The sequence below is a fragment of the Paeniglutamicibacter psychrophenolicus genome, from assembly GCF_017876575.1.
GTDB classification, from domain to species: domain Bacteria; phylum Actinomycetota; class Actinomycetes; order Actinomycetales; family Micrococcaceae; genus Paeniglutamicibacter; species Paeniglutamicibacter psychrophenolicus.
This window is the reverse complement of the sequence record NZ_JAGIOE010000001.1, coordinates 4,758,490-4,774,137: the sequence shown is the minus strand read 5'-3', so window position 1 is coordinate 4,774,137 and position 15,648 is coordinate 4,758,490. Positions and strand designations below refer to the sequence as shown.

16 protein-coding genes and 1 tRNA gene are annotated in these 15,648 nt (G+C 66.8%); 8 read left to right on the top strand and 9 right to left on the bottom strand.

Translation table 11 applies throughout. From position 1 onward, the window contains the following. Positions 1-12 precede the first annotated feature (12 nt). Positions 13-597 carry a GNAT family N-acetyltransferase gene (locus JOF46_RS21450; RefSeq protein WP_209911278.1) on the bottom strand — a complete coding sequence of 195 codons (585 nt, stop codon included), beginning with the start codon at positions 595-597 and terminating at the stop codon, positions 13-15. Positions 598-1,069: 472 nt separating this feature from the next. Between JOF46_RS21450 and JOF46_RS21445 the strand changes: the two genes are divergently transcribed. After that, a tRNA-Val gene (locus JOF46_RS21445) sits at positions 1,070-1,143 on the top strand. A gap of 85 nt (positions 1,144-1,228) precedes the next feature. On the opposite strand, the gene JOF46_RS21440 is transcribed toward JOF46_RS21445, so the two are convergent. Further along, on the bottom strand, positions 1,229-2,287 hold the full coding sequence (locus JOF46_RS21440; protein ID WP_209911275.1) for an LLM class flavin-dependent oxidoreductase: 1,059 nt from the start codon (positions 2,285-2,287) through the stop codon (positions 1,229-1,231). A gap of 200 nt (positions 2,288-2,487) precedes the next feature. Here JOF46_RS21440 and JOF46_RS21435 point away from each other — a divergent pair, with 200 nt between their 5' ends. After that, positions 2,488-4,287 carry a threonine/serine exporter family protein gene (locus tag JOF46_RS21435; protein WP_209911273.1) on the top strand — a complete coding sequence of 600 codons (1,800 nt, stop codon included), beginning with the start codon at positions 2,488-2,490 and terminating at the stop codon, positions 4,285-4,287. Here JOF46_RS21435 and JOF46_RS21430 read toward each other — a convergent pair. After that, entirely contained in the window at positions 4,284-5,057 is a 774-nt protein-coding gene (locus JOF46_RS21430; RefSeq protein WP_209911270.1) for a uracil-DNA glycosylase, read from the bottom strand. The genes JOF46_RS21435 and JOF46_RS21430 overlap by 4 nt on opposite strands. Positions 5,058-5,192: 135 nt before the next feature. On the opposite strand from JOF46_RS21430, the gene JOF46_RS21425 reads away from it, so the two are divergent. The 4 genes from JOF46_RS21425 to JOF46_RS21410 all read left to right on the top strand — a co-directional run bounded on the left by JOF46_RS21425 (position 5,193) and on the right by JOF46_RS21410 (position 9,099). After that, a complete protein-coding gene (locus JOF46_RS21425) occupies positions 5,193-5,489 on the top strand; it encodes a DUF3263 domain-containing protein (RefSeq protein ID WP_113762781.1) in 297 nt (98 codons plus the stop codon). A gap of 94 nt (positions 5,490-5,583) precedes the next feature. After that, complete coding sequence (locus tag JOF46_RS21420) at positions 5,584-6,252, top strand: LytR C-terminal domain-containing protein (RefSeq protein WP_209911267.1); 669 nt, start codon at positions 5,584-5,586, stop codon at positions 6,250-6,252. A 280-nt stretch (positions 6,253-6,532) separates the two neighbouring features. Beyond that, positions 6,533-8,170: a chaperonin GroEL gene (groL, locus tag JOF46_RS21415; RefSeq protein ID WP_209911264.1), complete on the top strand. Its 1,638-nt coding sequence runs from the start codon at positions 6,533-6,535 to the stop codon at positions 8,168-8,170. A 170-nt stretch (positions 8,171-8,340) separates the two neighbouring features. Then, complete coding sequence (locus JOF46_RS21410) at positions 8,341-9,099, top strand: phosphotransferase enzyme family protein (protein ID WP_209911261.1); 759 nt, start codon at positions 8,341-8,343, stop codon at positions 9,097-9,099. A 26-nt stretch (positions 9,100-9,125) separates the two neighbouring features. Here JOF46_RS21410 and JOF46_RS21405 read toward each other — a convergent pair whose 3' ends face one another. From JOF46_RS21405 to JOF46_RS21385, 5 genes are all read right to left on the bottom strand, one after another. Further along, positions 9,126-10,022 carry a DUF4031 domain-containing protein gene (locus JOF46_RS21405; RefSeq protein WP_209911256.1) on the bottom strand — a complete coding sequence of 299 codons (897 nt, stop codon included), beginning with the start codon at positions 10,020-10,022 and terminating at the stop codon, positions 9,126-9,128. A 54-nt stretch (positions 10,023-10,076) separates the two neighbouring features. After that, entirely contained in the window at positions 10,077-10,367 is a 291-nt protein-coding gene (locus tag JOF46_RS21400; protein ID WP_113762778.1) for a WXG100 family type VII secretion target, read from the bottom strand. A 189-nt stretch (positions 10,368-10,556) separates the two neighbouring features. After that, on the bottom strand, positions 10,557-12,056 hold the full coding sequence (locus tag JOF46_RS21395; protein ID WP_209911254.1) for a sensor histidine kinase: 1,500 nt from the start codon (positions 12,054-12,056) through the stop codon (positions 10,557-10,559). A 22-nt stretch (positions 12,057-12,078) separates the two neighbouring features. Further along, the gene (locus tag JOF46_RS21390) at positions 12,079-12,789 is read right to left on the bottom strand and encodes a response regulator transcription factor (protein ID WP_071216365.1); all 711 of its coding nucleotides are present in this window, start codon (positions 12,787-12,789) and stop codon (positions 12,079-12,081) included. Between the two features lie 135 nt (positions 12,790-12,924). Beyond that, positions 12,925-13,155 carry a hypothetical protein gene (locus JOF46_RS21385; RefSeq protein WP_209912140.1) on the bottom strand — a complete coding sequence of 77 codons (231 nt, stop codon included), beginning with the start codon at positions 13,153-13,155 and terminating at the stop codon, positions 12,925-12,927. A gap of 249 nt (positions 13,156-13,404) precedes the next feature. Here JOF46_RS21385 and JOF46_RS21380 point away from each other — a divergent pair, with 249 nt between their 5' ends. Next, positions 13,405-13,788: a cold-shock protein gene (locus JOF46_RS21380; protein WP_071216363.1), complete on the top strand. Its 384-nt coding sequence runs from the start codon at positions 13,405-13,407 to the stop codon at positions 13,786-13,788. A 4-nt stretch (positions 13,789-13,792) separates the two neighbouring features. Continuing rightward, positions 13,793-14,302, top strand: a complete 510-nt coding sequence (locus JOF46_RS21375) for a DUF3027 domain-containing protein (RefSeq protein WP_209911252.1) — start codon at positions 13,793-13,795, stop codon at positions 14,300-14,302. 206 nt (positions 14,303-14,508) lie between these two features. Here the strand turns inward: JOF46_RS21375 and serC are convergent, their stop codons facing one another. Then, complete coding sequence (gene serC, locus JOF46_RS21370; RefSeq protein WP_209911250.1) at positions 14,509-15,630, bottom strand: phosphoserine transaminase; 1,122 nt, start codon at positions 15,628-15,630, stop codon at positions 14,509-14,511. Positions 15,631-15,648 lie beyond the last annotated feature (18 nt).

The following is a 15,648-nucleotide window of genomic DNA, read 5'->3' as shown; positions in this document are numbered from 1 at the left end:
GCCCGCTTTTTCCTACGCGGGAACGGCGTTGTCCTGGTCCGGCCCGAGTGCCAGCGGCCGCTGCGGGGAGGCATCGTGCGGCAGGACGGTGTTGGGCTGGGCCGGGACCAGCGGGTTCAGGCCCATGGCCGTGCGGTACCAGGACGACTCTGTCGACACCCAGATGGTCATGGGCAGCCCGGTGACGTAGCCGGTGTACTCACGTTCCGGCGTCCACCGGGCGGAGCGCTCGTAGTAGCCCCACGAGGCCTGGTTGCGGTTGTCGATGACGGTGATCGGGGTGCCGCCCATGGACAAGGCATAGGTCAGCCTGGCCTCGGCCATGTGCTGGCGGATGCCCAGCCGGCGGTAGGCGGGGTGCACGAACATGCCGCCGAGTTCCATGGGGCTTGGCACCATGGTCGGTGCGGTCACGGAGGTGTGCACGATTCCCACTCCCACCCGGGTGCCCTCGTGCAGCGCGGTGACCACGAACCGTGCATGGTCCATGCGTTCGTGCCAGCGGGCATCGGGGGTCAGGGTGAGTGCGGACAGGGCATCACGTTCGGCGCCGGTGGGCGCGGAATAGGACAGGGAATACTCAATGATGGGAAGCACTGGGAGCGGTCCTCTAGGCGAAATAGAGCGAACAAAAGAAGTGGTTCCCGGAATTACGCCGGGCCGGTTCTTTGGCCGGTAGGGGACCGCTGCCGGCGGATCCCGGCAGCTTCCTTGTAGGGCCCAGTTTGGGCGTCGAAGATTTCGACAGTGAAATTATTACCCGCCGGAAGCCCCGTTGTAAACACGGCTGCATAACGACTCGCCGAACCCCTGGAAATGTGCGTCGCACGGAACCGGGTCGGGGGCCAAGAAGGCCCGGAATCCCGCGGGCCATGGCGACGTCGGAAGGGTGCGGGCTCGCCAAGAATTCACCTTCGGTTTGCGCGCCCGGGCGTGGCCGCAAAAGGGTGCGGCAGGCTCCGGCTCCGGGGCCAGTACGAAGCCCGGCAAAGGGATCTGTTCATTCGATTTGGTGTGTGCCGCAGTGCTCGGCTAATCTTGCTAGGTACTCCTTCGGGAGTTGCGTGACGGTTCTTTAGCTCAGTTGGTTAGAGCGCTCGCTTCACACGCGAGAGGTCAGCAGTTCGAGTCTGCTAAGAACCACCCAAGGAAAAGAGCCCCGGATATCCGGGGCTCTTTTCGTTAATCGGGCTTGCTTACCGCCGTACTTACTGCCATGGGGCCGCGTCTACTTGTCGCTGAGCATATCCAGGACCAGCGGCTTGACCTTGGTGCCGAGCAGCTCGATGCTGCGCATCATGGTCTCGTGCGGCAGGGTTCCGGCCGAGTACTTGATGTCGATCCGGGAGAGCCCGAGGCCCTGCGCAAAGCGGGCCATCTTCCTGGCCACCGTCTCGGGGCTGCCGGCAAGCATCGATCCATCGGGTCCGGTGGAGGCCTCGAAGCGCATGCGGCTTGCCGGCGGCCAGCCGCGCTCGGCACCCAGTCGGTCCATGGTGGTCTTGTAGTGCGGCCACAACAGATCCATGGCTTCCTCGTCGGTGTCGGCGACCAGGCCGTGGAAGTGCGCGCCGATCTTCTGCCTCTGGTGGCCGAACTCCTCCAGCGAGCGCTTGTAGAGCCGGGTCAGCGGTTCGAAGGCCATGGGCTGTCCGCCGATGATGGCCAGGAACAGCGGCAGCCCGTGCTTGGCCGCGCGCACCACCGATTCGGGGCTTCCGCCCACACCCACCCAGGCATCCAGCGTGCCGCGCTCGATGGGCGGGTAGACCGACTGGTTGCGCAGCGCCGAGCGGGTCTGGCCGGACCAGCTGACCGGTTCGCCCTTGCGCAGCTTTGCGAACAGGGCGAGCTTCTCCTCGAAGAGCAGCTCGTAGTCGGTGAGCTCGTAGCCGAAGAGCGGGAAGGATTCGATGAAGGAGCCGCGTCCCAGGATGACTTCGGCCCGGCCGTTGGACAGGCCGTCGAGGGTGGCGAATCGTTCGTAGACGCGCACCGGGTCATCCGAGCTCAACACCGTCACCGCGGTGCCGAGGCGGATCGTTTCGGTCACCGAGGCGATGGCTCCCAGCACCACCTCGGGTGCCGAGATCGAGTAGTCGTCGCGGTGGTGTTCGCCCACCCCGAAGAAGTCGAGCCCTGCGGCTTCGGCGGCCCGGGCCTCGGCGACCACGTTGCGCAACACCTGTGCCGCGTGCAGCGGCACGCCGTTGGCATCGACGGTGATGTCGCCGAAGGTCTCGATCCCGATCTCAAGAGGCTGAACGTTGCCAGTGGAATTACTCATGATCTCCCGTGTTTCTTCCGACAGAATTTATATGCGTTTGCATTCAAAGTGGCTCAACGCAGGAGGTCCTGCGGATATTCCCGCGGCTGTATCGTCGGCATCAAGCGCAGCCTCAATTGCCGGGCGCGCGGCGGGTGGATTTCCGGGCAACAAGGCGGCTGTATGGTGGGTGGGAACAAGCGCAATTGACAGGAGAAAGCGTGTCTTCAGGTAAGGGACCGGACACCACCACGCCGGCGTCCCCGGGCGAGGATCCCAACCCGCAGGTCTCGAGCATTCGACGTGTCCAGACACGGGAAATGGTCCACATTGCCCAGGCCTTGAAGGATGCTGCCGCGCACGCGCAAAGCGCCCCCGGAATCCCGCACGCAGCAGTGCCGAAGGACCCGGCCGTGCCCGCGCAGCCCTCCGCGGTGCCAGTTGACGGAGCCGGGGGGAAGCCGGCTGCCAAGCGCCCGGGAAGCCCCCGGTCGGCCCGGCCCGCGAAGCCGGCTCGGCCCGCCCGCAGGCCGCGGCCCACCACCCTGGCCCAGGACGCCATCAACGCCAAGACCGGACAGGTGGGCGTCACCTCCACCGGCGCCCCGGCGTTGCCTCCACGCGCCAACCCGGCGGCCCGGCGCATGATCTCCCGCCTGCTGGCCTCCGACACCCCGCCCACCCAGGCGTTCAACATCGTGGAGCGGCTCAAGGGCACCCCCTACGCCAACCCGAAGGTGAACGCGGCCAAGGACGCCTCGGCGCGCAAGACCCTCGAATTCGCCCTGGACCTGGCCGAAACCATGTTCCGCTACGGGGCGGGGGCCCTGGAGGTGGAAACCAGTGTCATCGCTGTGACCGCGGCCCTCGGACTGAGCCACACCGACGTGGACATCACCAACCAGTCCATCCACCTGAACTTCTCCCCGCCCGAGGGCGAGTCGTACTCGATGCTGCGCGTGGTGCGCTCCTGGACCAGCAACTTTGCCGGCCTGGCGCAGGTGCACCGGCTGGTCTCTGACATCGTTGCCGGAGGTGTGACCAGGCAGCAGTCGGTGGACCGGTTGCGGGAGGTCTCGCGCAAGCCCAAGCCGTTCCCGCGCTGGATGATCGCCTCGGCGGCCGGCGCCTTTGCCGCTTTCTTCGTGGTCTTCATCGGCGGCTCGCTGATGGGCGCCGCACTGGCCTTCGTCTCCTCGGTGGCCGTCGGGCAGATCCTCAAGTACGCCGCCCGCTGGCGGGTGCCCGAGTTCTTCTCGGTCGCCACCGCCACGTTCGTGATCACGGCCATCGCCGTGCTCTTCCATGCCCTGAATGCACCCATCGACCCGGCGCTGGTGGTCGCCGGCGGCATCCTGCTGCTGCTGCCCTCCTCCAGGTTCGTCTCGGCCCTGCAGGACGCGATCAACGGGTTCCCCGTCACCGCCGCCGGGCGCTTCTTCTCCGCGGGGCTGACCTATGCCGCAATCCTGACCGGGATCATGGCCGCGCTGGTCTCCGGGCAGCTGCTGGGAGCCCCGCTGCTGGATGTCAGCGCCATCGACCCGATCTCCTACCCCGGCTGGCTGTTGGCCGTCCTGGTGGTGGTGGCCGTCATCGCCGGTGCGATCACCGAACAGTCCGAGCCCAAGCTCCTGCTGCCCACCGGTGCCATTGCCCTGCTGGGCTACCTGATCCTGCTGGGCATCCAGGCCCTGGGCGTGGGGGACCGGGCCTCACCGGCCGTCGCGGCGACCTTCGTCGGCATGGCCGGGCGCTGGGTGGCCTACAAGATGCGCGCCCCGCAGCTGGTGCTCGCGGCCCCCGCGATCGTGTTCCTGCTGCCTGGCCTGATGATCTTCCGTTCCATGTACGGGATCGTCTTTGACGTCGCGGACATGTCCTCGGCCATGGTGGAGATGTTCACCGCCTTCACCATCATGATGGCCATTGCCGGCGGGGTGGTCTTCGGCGACACGCTCGCCCGCCCGCTGATCGGCGCCGAGGCGCTCGCCGAGCGCCGCAACATCCGCCGCCGCTAGGACCGGGGCGCCGCCATCGGCAGGGCCCAGTCGATGGGCGTCCCGCCGGCTTCCACCAGCAGTGCGTTGGCCCGGGTGAAGGGCTTGGACCCGAAGAAACCGCGCCGCGCAGACAACGGCGAGGGGTGCGCCGAGGCGATGATCGGGATCGGTGCCAGCGCCGGCGCCAGGGCCTGGGCGTCCTTGCCCCACAGGATCGCCACCAGCGGACCGCCGCGCGCGGCCAGCGCCGCCATCGCCGCATCGGTCACCGACTCCCAACCCAGCTTCCGGTGCGACCCGGCATCCCCTGCGGCGACCGTCAGCACCCGGTTCAGCAACACCACGCCCTGGTTGGCCCACGCGGAAAGATCCCCGTGCGCCGGGACCGGCACGCCGGTGTCCTCGTGCAGCTCGGTGTAGATGTTCTTCAGGCTGCGCGGCAACGGGTGGACCTGCGGCAGCGCGGCAAAGCTCAGCCCCATGGAGTGCCCCGGCGTGGGATAGGGGTCCTGGCCCATGACCAGCACCCGGGCTTCGGCCAGCGGGCGCTTGAAGGCCCGCAGGATGTTCCCCGGCGCGGGCAAGATGCGCTCGCCGGTGGCGCGCCTGGCCTCCAGTGTCCGTGCGATCTGCACCAGCGTGCCCTCCACCGGGGCCAGCGCCTGCGCCCAATCCTCGGCCACGAATCCTCCGGCCGCGGCGGGGCCAAGCCCGTTCGCAAAGGGGAAGGGCTCGGTGGCGATGGCCGGGGCCGGGAGCTCGAACAGGGGTGTTTCGTGCGTGTCCATGGGAACCATTGTGGGCAGATGCCGGCCCGGTTGGACAGCCGAAGTGTCGGGGGGACGCGTTAGAATAATTACAGTTGAGGCAGATTGCCCGGTAGTTCGCCGTGGACCGGGAACTGGATTGTTGAGGGAAGTGCAATGTCATCCGAGGCACTTGGGCTCGAGTTTGAGCTCGATGAATCCAGCGAGCTGGACGAGCGTTCCCAGCGGATTCTCGCACTGGAACGCCAATGGTGGAAGTATGCCGGCGCCAAGGAGCAAGCCATCTCGGAGATGTTTTCCATCTCGCCAACCAACTACTACCAGTTGTTGAATACGCTGATCGACACGGACGCTGCGCTGGCCCATGACCCCATGCTGGTCAAGCGATTGCGTAGACTACGAACGACGAGGCATCGCGCTCGGTCGGCGAAACGGCTCGAATCCGAGGCATGATTGCAACGCACGTCGGGCGTTTCGGGGCCCGGAAGCGCTTGTGTTCCTGCACCCGCGCATGCCCACATTGCACGACACATCACCGAGGACGGGCATGACCAACTATCCGCGCGATGAATTTGATCGCGTCCCTGAGTTCAGCAACCGTAGCGGCTCGCACCGCGAAAACGGCTGGGCTGCCGCCGCATCCGTGGGCGGAGCCCGATCCGGGTTGCGCTGGCTGATGGTCTTCGGGGTGCTTGCCCTGGTGGTGGGACTCTTCTCCTTCATGGTCCTGCCCAAGCTCATGGGCACCTCGAACGACCCCGCACCGGTGGCCGCGAGCTCCTCGAGCACTACTTCGGCCCCGGCTTCCTCGGATGCCTCCGAGTCGCCGACCGCCACCGAGGATCCCAGCGAAATGCCCTCCGAAAGCGGCTCCACGGACCCCGCCGAGTCGAGCGCGGCTTCCGGGTCCACCGACGCCAGCGCAAGCGGGCTGCCGGCGGACGTCGACACGACCATGGTCATGGGCGTCTACAACGGGGCGAAGGTCGGCGGCCTTGCCGGACAGGCCCGCACCGAGCTCTTGAATGCCGGGTTCAGCAATGTCTCGGCATCGAACTGGACCAAGAAGGTCACCTACTCCACGGTCTACTACCGATCCGAGACCCAGCGGGCCACCGCGGAGGCAGCTGCCGGGGAACTGGGCATCGGCTCGATCATGCAGAGCACAAACATCCCGGGCAATATCGCCATCGTGCTGGGAAGCAACTACCGCTAGGCCGAAGCGCGGCGAACTACGCTGTCGGCAAAGACCCACAGCTTGCACTCCGGGTGGTTGAGTGCCAAGATTTGTATTAGCACTCACACGTCCCGACTGCTAATTCGATCGAAGTTTCGACCGGATCCGTGCGGTTTCGGGGTGTTGTTTGAGTGAGTCCTTGACCAAGGCAGCGAGAAGCTTTTGCGATCGTCCCATGACATCGTGGATTCTTCGTCCGTCGCGGGCGTTGCCTCAGGTCGTAGATACGCATGAACGTCCCGAAAGGACATAAGCCGCTATGGCCAAAATCATTGCATTTGACGAGGAAGCACGCCGAGGCCTTGAGCGCGGCCTGAACATCCTGGCCGACGCCGTCAAGGTCACCCTTGGCCCGCGTGGTCGCAACGTTGTTCTGGAAAAGAAGTGGGGCGCCCCCACGATCACCAACGACGGTGTCTCCATTGCCAAGGAGATCGAGCTCGAGGACCCGTACGAGAAGATCGGTGCGGAGCTCGTCAAGGAAGTTGCCAAGAAGACCGATGACGTCGCAGGCGACGGCACCACCACCGCAACCGTTCTGGCCCAGGCCCTGGTCAAGGAAGGCCTGCGCAACGTTGCTGCCGGCGCCGACCCGCTGTCCCTGAAGCGCGGCATCGAGAAGGCAGTCGAGGCGGTCACCGCTGAGCTGCTGGCTTCCGCCAAGGAAATCGAGACCAAGGAGCAGATCGCTGCCACCGCATCGATCTCCGCCGGCGACAACGAAATCGGCGCCCTGATCGCCGAGGCACTGGACAAGGTCGGCAAGGAAGGTGTCATCACCGTCGAGGAGTCGAACACCTTCGGACTCGAGCTTGAGCTCACCGAGGGCATGCGCTTCGACAAGGGCTACATCTCGGCCTACTTCGTCACCGACAACGAGCGCCAGGAAACGGTCCTTGAGGATCCGTACATCCTGATCGCCAACTCGAAGATCACCAATGTCAAGGATATGGTTTCGATCCTTGAGAAGGTCATGCAGTCGAACAAGCCGCTGCTGATCATCGCTGAGGACATCGAGGGCGAAGCCCTTGCAACCCTGATCGTGAACAAGATCCGCGGCCTGTTCAAGTCCGTCGCCGTCAAGGCACCGGGCTTCGGCGACCGCCGCAAAGCCATGCTGGCCGACATCGCCATCCTCACCGGTGGCCAGGTCATCTCCGAGGAAATCGGCCTGAAGCTCGAAAACGCCACCATCGACCTGCTGGGCTCCGCCCGCAAGGTCGTTGTCACCAAGGACGAGACCACCATCGTCGAGGGTGCAGGCGACGCCGAGGAGATCGCCGGCCGCGTCAACCAGATCCGCGCCGAGATCGAGAACTCCGATTCGGACTACGACCGCGAGAAGTTGCAGGAGCGCCTGGCCAAGCTGGCCGGCGGCGTTGCAGTCATCAAGGCCGGTGCCGCAACCGAGGTCGAGCTCAAGGAGCGCAAGCACCGCATCGAAGACGCAGTGCGCAACGCCAAGGCAGCAGTCGAGGAAGGCATCGTCGCCGGTGGCGGCGTGGCCCTCATCCAGGCCGGTGCCGTCGCATTCGCCAAGCTGAAGCTCGAAGGCGACGAGGCAACCGGTGCAAACATCGTGCGCGTTGCCATCGAAGCACCGCTGAAGCAGATCGCCTTCAACGCCGGCCTGGAGCCGGGCGTTGTTGCCGACAAGGTCAAGGGCCTGCCTGCAGGCCACGGCCTGAACGCTGCAACCGGCGTCTACGAGGACCTCCTCGCAGCCGGCGTGAACGACCCGGTAAAGGTGACCCGCTCTGCACTGCAGAACGCTGCCTCCATCGCCGGCTTGTTCCTCACCACCGAAGCCGTTGTTGCTGACAAGCCGGTTCCGGCCGGCGCAGCAGTCGGTGGCGGCGACGACATGGGTGGCATGGGCGGCATGGGCGGATTCTAATCCCCCTGCCACACCCCGCGCCTAGCGCGTAGGCTTCACCAGCCAAAACCACGGGCCGCTTTCCCGGCGGTGCACCACTTCCCTTGCGGAAGGAGGTTCGCCGCACGGGAGGGCGGCCCTCGGCGTTAACGAGGGGGCGGTGCGCGCCGGTGCCGGATTACGATGGGGCCATGCCGAAAATCCAAGAGCCGCTGGCCGGCGGGAACGCTTCAGGGGAGGTGCTGCGCATCGGCATGACGGTGCGCAAGCCCTGGCTTGAAAGCACTCCCTCGGTACAGAGGTTCATGGCCCACCTCCGCGAGCAGGGCCTCACCGACGTCCCGCAGCCTTTGGGCACCGACGCACAGGGCCGGCAAGTGGTTGAATTCGTGCCTGGGACCCCGGCACCTCATGACCGGCCCCTGCCGTTGGAGGTCCTGGAAGAGGTCGGGCGCCGGATACGACGGATCCATGACGCCGCCGAAAGCTTCGAGCGGTCGCCGGACGACATCTGGAACACATTGATCCCGGCCGAGAGACCGGAACTGGTCTGCCACAACGACCTCGCCCCGTGGAACCTGATTGCCGGGGAGCGCCTGGCCTTCATCGACTGGGACGGGGCAGGACCAAGCACTCGGTTGTGGGACCTCGCCTACGCTGCCCAGTCCTTTGCCTTCCTCAATGACGGCCAGGACCCCGGCGCGGCGGCAGCCCGGTTGCGCGTATTGGTCATCGAGGGCTACGGCGCCGCTGCAGGGTTGCGTGCCGCATTGCCGCGGGCCATGGGAGCGCGTACACAGGCCATGCATGACTTCCTGCGCGAATCCCATCGCGGCGATGTCCAGCCCTGGGGACGGATGTTCGTGGACGGGCATGGGGAACATTGGGCGCGGGCCACGCGGTTCGTGAAGGACCATGAATCCCTTTGGGTCCAGGCGCTGCGTGCGTAGCCCGGTTCCGCTGTTTCGGCCCGAACCTATGGACCCATGGGCTCCAGCTCGGTAAGCTCGGCCTCCAGATTCGCCCGGGCCCGTTCCTCCCACAATTCCCGGCCGCGGTCGCTGGAGTACAGCGACCCGCCCGCCAGCAACCCACGCAGGATCGCGGCACGTCCGCGGGCGAAGTCGGCGTCCGGGACGTGGGCATATTCGCGGCGCACCGCCGCGGCGTAACGGCGGTAGGCCGCGACGCTGCGGGACAGCACCTCGAGGTCCGCGTCGCAGAGCAGCGCCCCGACGTGGTCCCCGGGTGCGGGCTTGTGGGTCGTGGTCAACAGGACGAGCCGAACCACCTCGTCCACCACCGGTGAGGCAACACCAGCGCCCGGCAGCAGTTGGGCGGCCAGCGCGGCGGAATCCTCCTCGTCGGTTGCCGTGCCCCGGTACACGGCGTCGTGGAACCACGCGGCCAGGTAAACCGGCAGGTGGCCGGCGTCCTGCCGGTGCGGACCGGCCAGGGCGTCCAGGGCCGTGAGCACCGCCAGCAGGTGGGCCCGGTCGTGGTAGATCCGCTGGTCCTCGGACCAGCGGGCGAGCAGCTCCCGCCCCAGTCCCGGTGCGCCGAGCCCCAGCGACTCCCAGCGGGCCAGCAGCACCGCGTCGAGGCGTTCGGGGCGCTCCTTGGCGCGCACCCGCAGCCCGGAGGCAATCAGCCGTCGCACCAGCTCGGTGGCCGGGAGCGGGAGTGCCCCGGCCGCGACCAGGTCGGCGTGGCGGCTTTGCGGCACGTCGTAGTGGTCGCGGTCGAAGGCGCGCTCCGGCAGGCCCTGGGCCCGGGCAAAGCCATGGAGCTCGCCGAGGGACACATCGGAGACAAGATGCGAAAAGAACGTTCCGTGGGCCGGCCACGACGGGGGATCAATGAGGATGGACACGTCCCCAGACTAATACGCGCCCGGACCACGCACCGGCTCCGGCACCCGAGGGCCTCAGTAGGTGAACAGCGAGGCGTTGGCGGCCTCGGCCTCGTCGTATTGCACCGAGGCACGGTTCAGCGCGGTGCCGATGGAGGACAGCGATTCCTCCACGCGTGCCTGGGTGTTGCGCCAGTCGGCGACCACTGACTGGAAATTGGCCGAGGCCGCACCCTGCCAGGTGCCCTGCAGGTCCTGCAGCGAAGAGGTCAGCGAATTCACCTCCGCCCGGACGCGCTCGATGGTGGCATGCAGGTTCATGGACCGGGCCTGCATCTCGTTGGTGTTGGCGGCAAACGTGCTCATGTTGCTTTTCACTCCCGTGCAATTGGTTCCGTGGCGCCGGGGCCGCGCAAACGGGGTTCGCCCTGTCGGTTCCCGGCGGGAAGCGCGCCGGTGCATTCGCTGCGTGCTTCCGTCTTCAGGCTAGAAGCGGCACACCCCGCTGCGGGCAGGGCCGCAACGGGGTGTGGATAACGCGTGGGGAGCGTGGGCCTAGTCCTGATCGTCGTCCTCTGGCTCGTCCTCGGGTGCGACGTAGGGCAGGTGGATCGACATGGTCGCCCCGCCGCCGGGGGTGTCGCTGAGCCTGATGGACCCGTCGTGCTGCGCGGCGATCGCCGCGACGATGGCCAGGCCCAGCCCGGTGCCGCCGGTCTCGCGCTGGCGGGAGGAATCGGCGCGGTAGAAGCGCTCGAACACCCGGCCCGCGTCCTCCTCCGAGATGCCCGGCCCGTGGTCGCGGATTTCCAGCACCGCATCCGAGCGTCCGTCGATGACGGGCTTGACGCCCACCGCGATCTCGATGTCGGTGCCCTCGGGGGTGTAGCGCAGGGCGTTGGTCATCAGGTTGGCCACGATCTGGCGCAGTCGGGCCTCGTCCCCGCTGGTGGGCGCCGGTTGCGGGGCCCCGCCGTCCAGGCCGATCAGCCGCACCCTGCGGTCCACGGCGTTGACCCGGGTATCCTCGGCGGCGTCCCCGGCCAGCAGCAGCAGGTCGATGGGCTTGCGCTCCAGCGGGCGCTGCTCGTCCAGCCGTGCCAGGGTCAGCAGGTCCTCGACCAGCTGGGCCATGCGCTTGGACTCGGCCTCGATCCGCCCCATTGCGGTGCGCAGCATCTCCGGGTCGTTCAGCCCGCCCTGCCGGTAGAACTCCGAATACCCCTGGATGGTGACCAGCGGGGTGCGCAGCTCGTGCGAGGCGTCCTGGATGAAGCGGCGCATCTTGCGCTCGGAGGCCGCACGGCCGCGGAAGGCGTGCTCGATGTGCGCCAGCATCGCGTTCAGCGAGCGCGAGAGCCGCCCGACCTCGGTCTCCGGCGGATAGTCCTCCACACGCCGGGAGAGGTCCCCGGCGGCAATGGCAGCGGCCGTGCGTTCGACGCGCAGCAGCGGCAGCAGGGCCCGGGTGGTGATCCCGTAGGCGATCATCGACATCAGCAGCGTGGCGAGCATGCCGGTGGACATCACCAGCATCGTGGCCTTGGTGACGGTGTCCTGCACCGAGGTCATCGGCAGCGCATAGATCAGGTCGTAGTCGGTGCGCGGCAGATCCACGATGCGCACCCGCCAGCCGGCCGAGCCGAGCTTGGTGCCGCGCACCGTCAGCGAGGCGGCGGGTTCCTCGCGCAGCCGGTCAAGGGCCTGGGCATTGACGTCCGGGGCATCCAGCGGCTTGTTGTCCGCGGCCGCCTTGCGCGGCATGGTGTAGAGGATGTCCCCGGACTCGTTGCGCAAGTCCCCGTAGAACCGGGCAAGCCCGTTGGACTTGGGGTTGATGGAGGCGATGCCCGCATAGTCGTTGAGCATCGTGGCGGTGATCGTGGCGGTGTTGGACTTCAAATCGGTGTCCAGCTGCGCGGTGAGCATCAGCCGCAGGGACTGGGCCGAGCCGACCGCGGTGACCACGATCCCCAGGATCATCAACGAGCTCATGAGGGCCACGAGCTTGGTGCGCAGCGACACCTGTCGCCAGAACCTGCGGGCGCTTTCCACGTGGGGGAACCGGTCTTTCGTCTTAGCGGCGGTCGGCGGTTCGCATCAGGTAGCCGACACCGCGCTTGGTCTGGATCAGCGAGGGCCACTCGGGCCTGGAGTCGATCTTGCGGCGCAGGTAGGAGATGTATGACTCCACGATGGAGGCGTCGCCGTTGAAGTCGTATTCCCAGACGTGGTCAAGGATCTGCGCCTTGGACAGCACCCGGTTGGGATTCATCATCAGGTAGCGCAGCAGCTTGAATTCCGTGGGGGAGAGCTCGATGACCTCGCCGGAGCGGCGGACCTCGTGCGCGTCGTCGTCCAGCTCGAGGTCATCGACGCGGATGACCGCGCTGTCCTCCTCGGCCGGCTGGGTGCGGCGCAGCACCGCGCGGATGCGGGCCACGACCTCGTCGAGGCTGAAGGGCTTGGTGACGTAGTCGTCCCCGCCGACGGTCAGCCCGGTGACCTTGTCCTCGGTGTCGTCGCGTGCGGTGAGGAACAGCACGGGGAAGTGCTTGCCCGCGGCGCGCAGGCGGCGGGTGATGGTGAAGCCGTCCATGTCCGGGAGCATCACATCGAGCACCGCAAGGTCAGGGGTCTCTGCCTCCACGGCAGCCAGGGCCTCGCGGCCGTTCGCCGCCGCAACCACCTCGAAGCCTGCAAAGCGCAGGGAGGTGGAAAGCAATTCGCGGATGTTTGGTTCGTCGTCGACGACCAGGAGCTTTGCTTCGGGGGTTTTGGCATTCATGGGTACCAGTCTGCAACCGCTATCTGTAAGAACCCTGTGTGTTCGTTGTGCATGCAAGGGTCCTTGGCAGCACGAACGCCGCCAAGGCACCCGGAACTTGCCGGAGACGGGCCCCGAAGCGCAGGGCGTGCGGCGCTAGCGGGAGCGGCGTCGCTCGCGGAAGTTCAGCACCAGGACCACCATGAGCAGGATGAAGGCCACCGGCAAGCCGTAGAGCGCAACCGCCAAGAATGCCGGCGCCGGGGCGACCTGCATCATGTACTGGATGAGGATCACTGCCAGCGCTGCCAGCGAGACGATCGCGATGCCTCCGGATAGGAAGGTCAGGATGCGCTGGGAAGCCGGGGTCGGGGCGGTGGTGTTCACCCCTTAAAACTACCGCGCACCGGGCAAAGAGCCACATCGGGATCGGTCCCCGGCCATGGAAGGGGGCAAGGCGCTGATGTCGTACCCTAGAAGATATAGACTTCCCCGGACGCAAGAGCCCGCCCACAAGCCCCCATCGGGGCCGGGTTGTGTGGTTTCGCGCCGGGAGATCGCCAGAAAATGGGAACGCGGAACGGTTTTCGACCCCCGCGGTTGGCCCATTGTGACGCAAGGACGAGGTAGCTAGACGTGCCAACCGGCAAAGTGAAATGGTACGAACCCTCCAAGGGGTTCGGGTTCCTGGTAACCGACGAGGGCCAGGAAGTGTATTTGAACGCCTCGGCGTTGCCCGCGGGCGTGACCGAGCTGCGCGCAGGCACACGCATGGAATTCGGCATTGCCGAGGGGCGCAAGGGCGCGCAGGCGCTCAGCGTGCGCATCCTCGACGATGCACCCTCGGTGGCCCGTGCCAAGCGCAAGCCGGCCGTTGACACCGCAGTGCTGATCGAGGACCTCATCAAGGTGCTCGACTCTGTCTCCAACGGGTTGCGCCACGGCCGCTACCCGGAAAAAGCCCATGGCGCCAAGATTGCAGCCGTGCTGCGCGCCGTAGCCGACGACTTGGACGCCTGATCACATGGCACGCAAACCGATATTGGACACAACCCTGGCCAAGGCCGTTGACCAGGCACGCGCCGCGCTGCTGGAGATCACCGACGAAGCGATGATTGGCGAGTACCTTGAGGCGGTCAACGACGGCGAACGCCTGGTGACCCACCGCTTTGAGTCGCTGCGCATCGGCTACGAGGGATGGAGCTGGTTCGCGACGCTGACCCGCATCCCGCGCGCCCAGGCCAAGGACATCACGGTGTGCGAGGTCGGGATCCTTCCCGGCGAGGACGCACTGCTGGCCCCGGCCTGGGTTCCCTGGGCCGAACGCGTCCGCCCGGAGGAAATGGACGCCGAGCGTCGCGCCGCCGAGGAGGCCGCTGCCGCAGAAGCCGGCATCGAGGCTCCGGGTGGGGAAGCCGGCGATGCCGATGCCGAGGCCGAGGCACCCACGGGCGGCGAGGCGACCGACGAGTCGGCAACGACCGAGGATGCCGACGCCGAAGCGCAGGATTCCGAAGACCCGGACGCAAAGTAGTCGAATAGACAACCAGGGGACTGGTCCCCTGAATGTTGAAGGGGGCTGGCGACGACCGTGAACTGGTCACCGCCGGCCCCCTTTCCCGTGCGCGGCGGGCCTTGCAAGGGTTGCCCGTTGGCTTTGGAATCCACGCCAAAAGGGCGGCGCCCCGGCACGTGGTGTTGACCCGTGCCGGGGCGCCGCCCGGATGCTTCGCGAAGAACCTAGCTGTTCTTCAGCACGTACTCGATGCACTTGAGCAGCGAAGAGACATCCTCGGGCTCGATGGCCACGAACGTTGCCACGCGCAGCTGGTTGCGGCCCAGCTTGCGGTACGGCTCCACGTCCACCACGCCGTTGGCACGCAGCGTCTTGGCCACCGCGGCGGCATCGATCGAATCGTCGAAGTCGATCGTGGCGATGACGTTGGAGCGATCCTCGGGTGCGACGACGTACGGGGTGGCGACCTCGGAGGCCTCGGCCCAGTCGTAGATGCGGGAAGCAGAGTCGGCCGTGCGTGCTGCGGCGAACTTCAGGCCGCCGTTGGCATTGAGCCACTGCACCTGGGCGTTGAGCGATACCAGGGTGGACAGTGCCGGGGTGTTGTAGGTCTGGTTCAGGCGTGAGTTGTCGATCGCCGTCTTCAGGTTCAGGAAGTCCGGGATCCAGCGTCCGGAGGCGGCAATTTCCTCGGCGCGGGCAATTGCCGCCGGGGAGAAGAGCGCAATCCACAGGCCGCCGTCGGAGGCGAAGTTCTTCTGCGGGGCAAAGTAGTACACATCGGCCTGCGAGACATCCACATCCAGTCCGCCGGCGGCGGAGGTCGCGTCGATGACGACCAGGGCGCCCTCGTCGGCGCCTTCAACGCGGTGCACCGGGGCGGCAACGCCCGTGGAGGTCTCGTTTTGTGGCCAAGCGTATACGTCCACGCCAACCTCGGCCACGGGAACCGGGCGGGAGCCGGGCTCGGAGGTGATGATCGAAGACGGCTCCAGGAACGGTGCCTTGTTGGTCGCCGCGGCGAACTTCGAGCCGAACTCGCCGAAGGACAGGTGCTGGGCCTTGTCGCGGACCAGGCCGAATGCGGCGATGTCCCAGAATGCGGTGGACCCGCCAACGCCAAGGACCACTTCGTAGTCCGCCGGGGCGTTGAAGAAGGCCTTGAGGCCCTCCTGGATCTCGCGGACCAGGTTCTTCACGGGGGCCTGGCGGTGCGAGGTGCCCAAGAGCTGAGTGCCTGCCTCGAGCAGTGCCTGGACCTGTTCGGGGCGGACCTTGGAAGGTCCGGCACCGAATCGGCCGTCCACGGGCAAGAGTTCTTGGGGAATAGTCAGGCCGGTGCTCATGTTGCTCCTCATAAGGGG

Bases quoted from the DNA above. Each gene is read 5' to 3' on its own strand.
- JOF46_RS21440 (WP_209911275.1), bottom strand. From the start codon at position 2,287: ATGAGTAATTCCACTGGCAACGTTCAGCCTCTTGAGATCGGGATCGAG.
- JOF46_RS21430 (WP_209911270.1), bottom strand. From the start codon at position 5,057: ATGGACACGCACGAAACACCCCTGTTCGAGCTCCCGGCCCCGGCCATC.
- JOF46_RS21425 (WP_113762781.1), top strand. From the start codon at position 5,193: ATGTCATCCGAGGCACTTGGGCTCGAGTTTGAGCTCGATGAATCCAGC.
- JOF46_RS21420 (WP_209911267.1), top strand. From the start codon at position 5,584: ATGACCAACTATCCGCGCGATGAATTTGATCGCGTCCCTGAGTTCAGC.
- groL (WP_209911264.1), top strand. From the start codon at position 6,533: ATGGCCAAAATCATTGCATTTGACGAGGAAGCACGCCGAGGCCTTGAG.
- JOF46_RS21410 (WP_209911261.1), top strand. From the start codon at position 8,341: ATGCCGAAAATCCAAGAGCCGCTGGCCGGCGGGAACGCTTCAGGGGAG.
- JOF46_RS21400 (WP_113762778.1), bottom strand. From the start codon at position 10,367: ATGAGCACGTTTGCCGCCAACACCAACGAGATGCAGGCCCGGTCCATG.
- JOF46_RS21390 (WP_071216365.1), bottom strand. From the start codon at position 12,789: ATGAATGCCAAAACCCCCGAAGCAAAGCTCCTGGTCGTCGACGACGAA.
- JOF46_RS21375 (WP_209911252.1), top strand. From the start codon at position 13,793: ATGGCACGCAAACCGATATTGGACACAACCCTGGCCAAGGCCGTTGAC.
- serC (WP_209911250.1), bottom strand. From the start codon at position 15,630: ATGAGCACCGGCCTGACTATTCCCCAAGAACTCTTGCCCGTGGACGGC.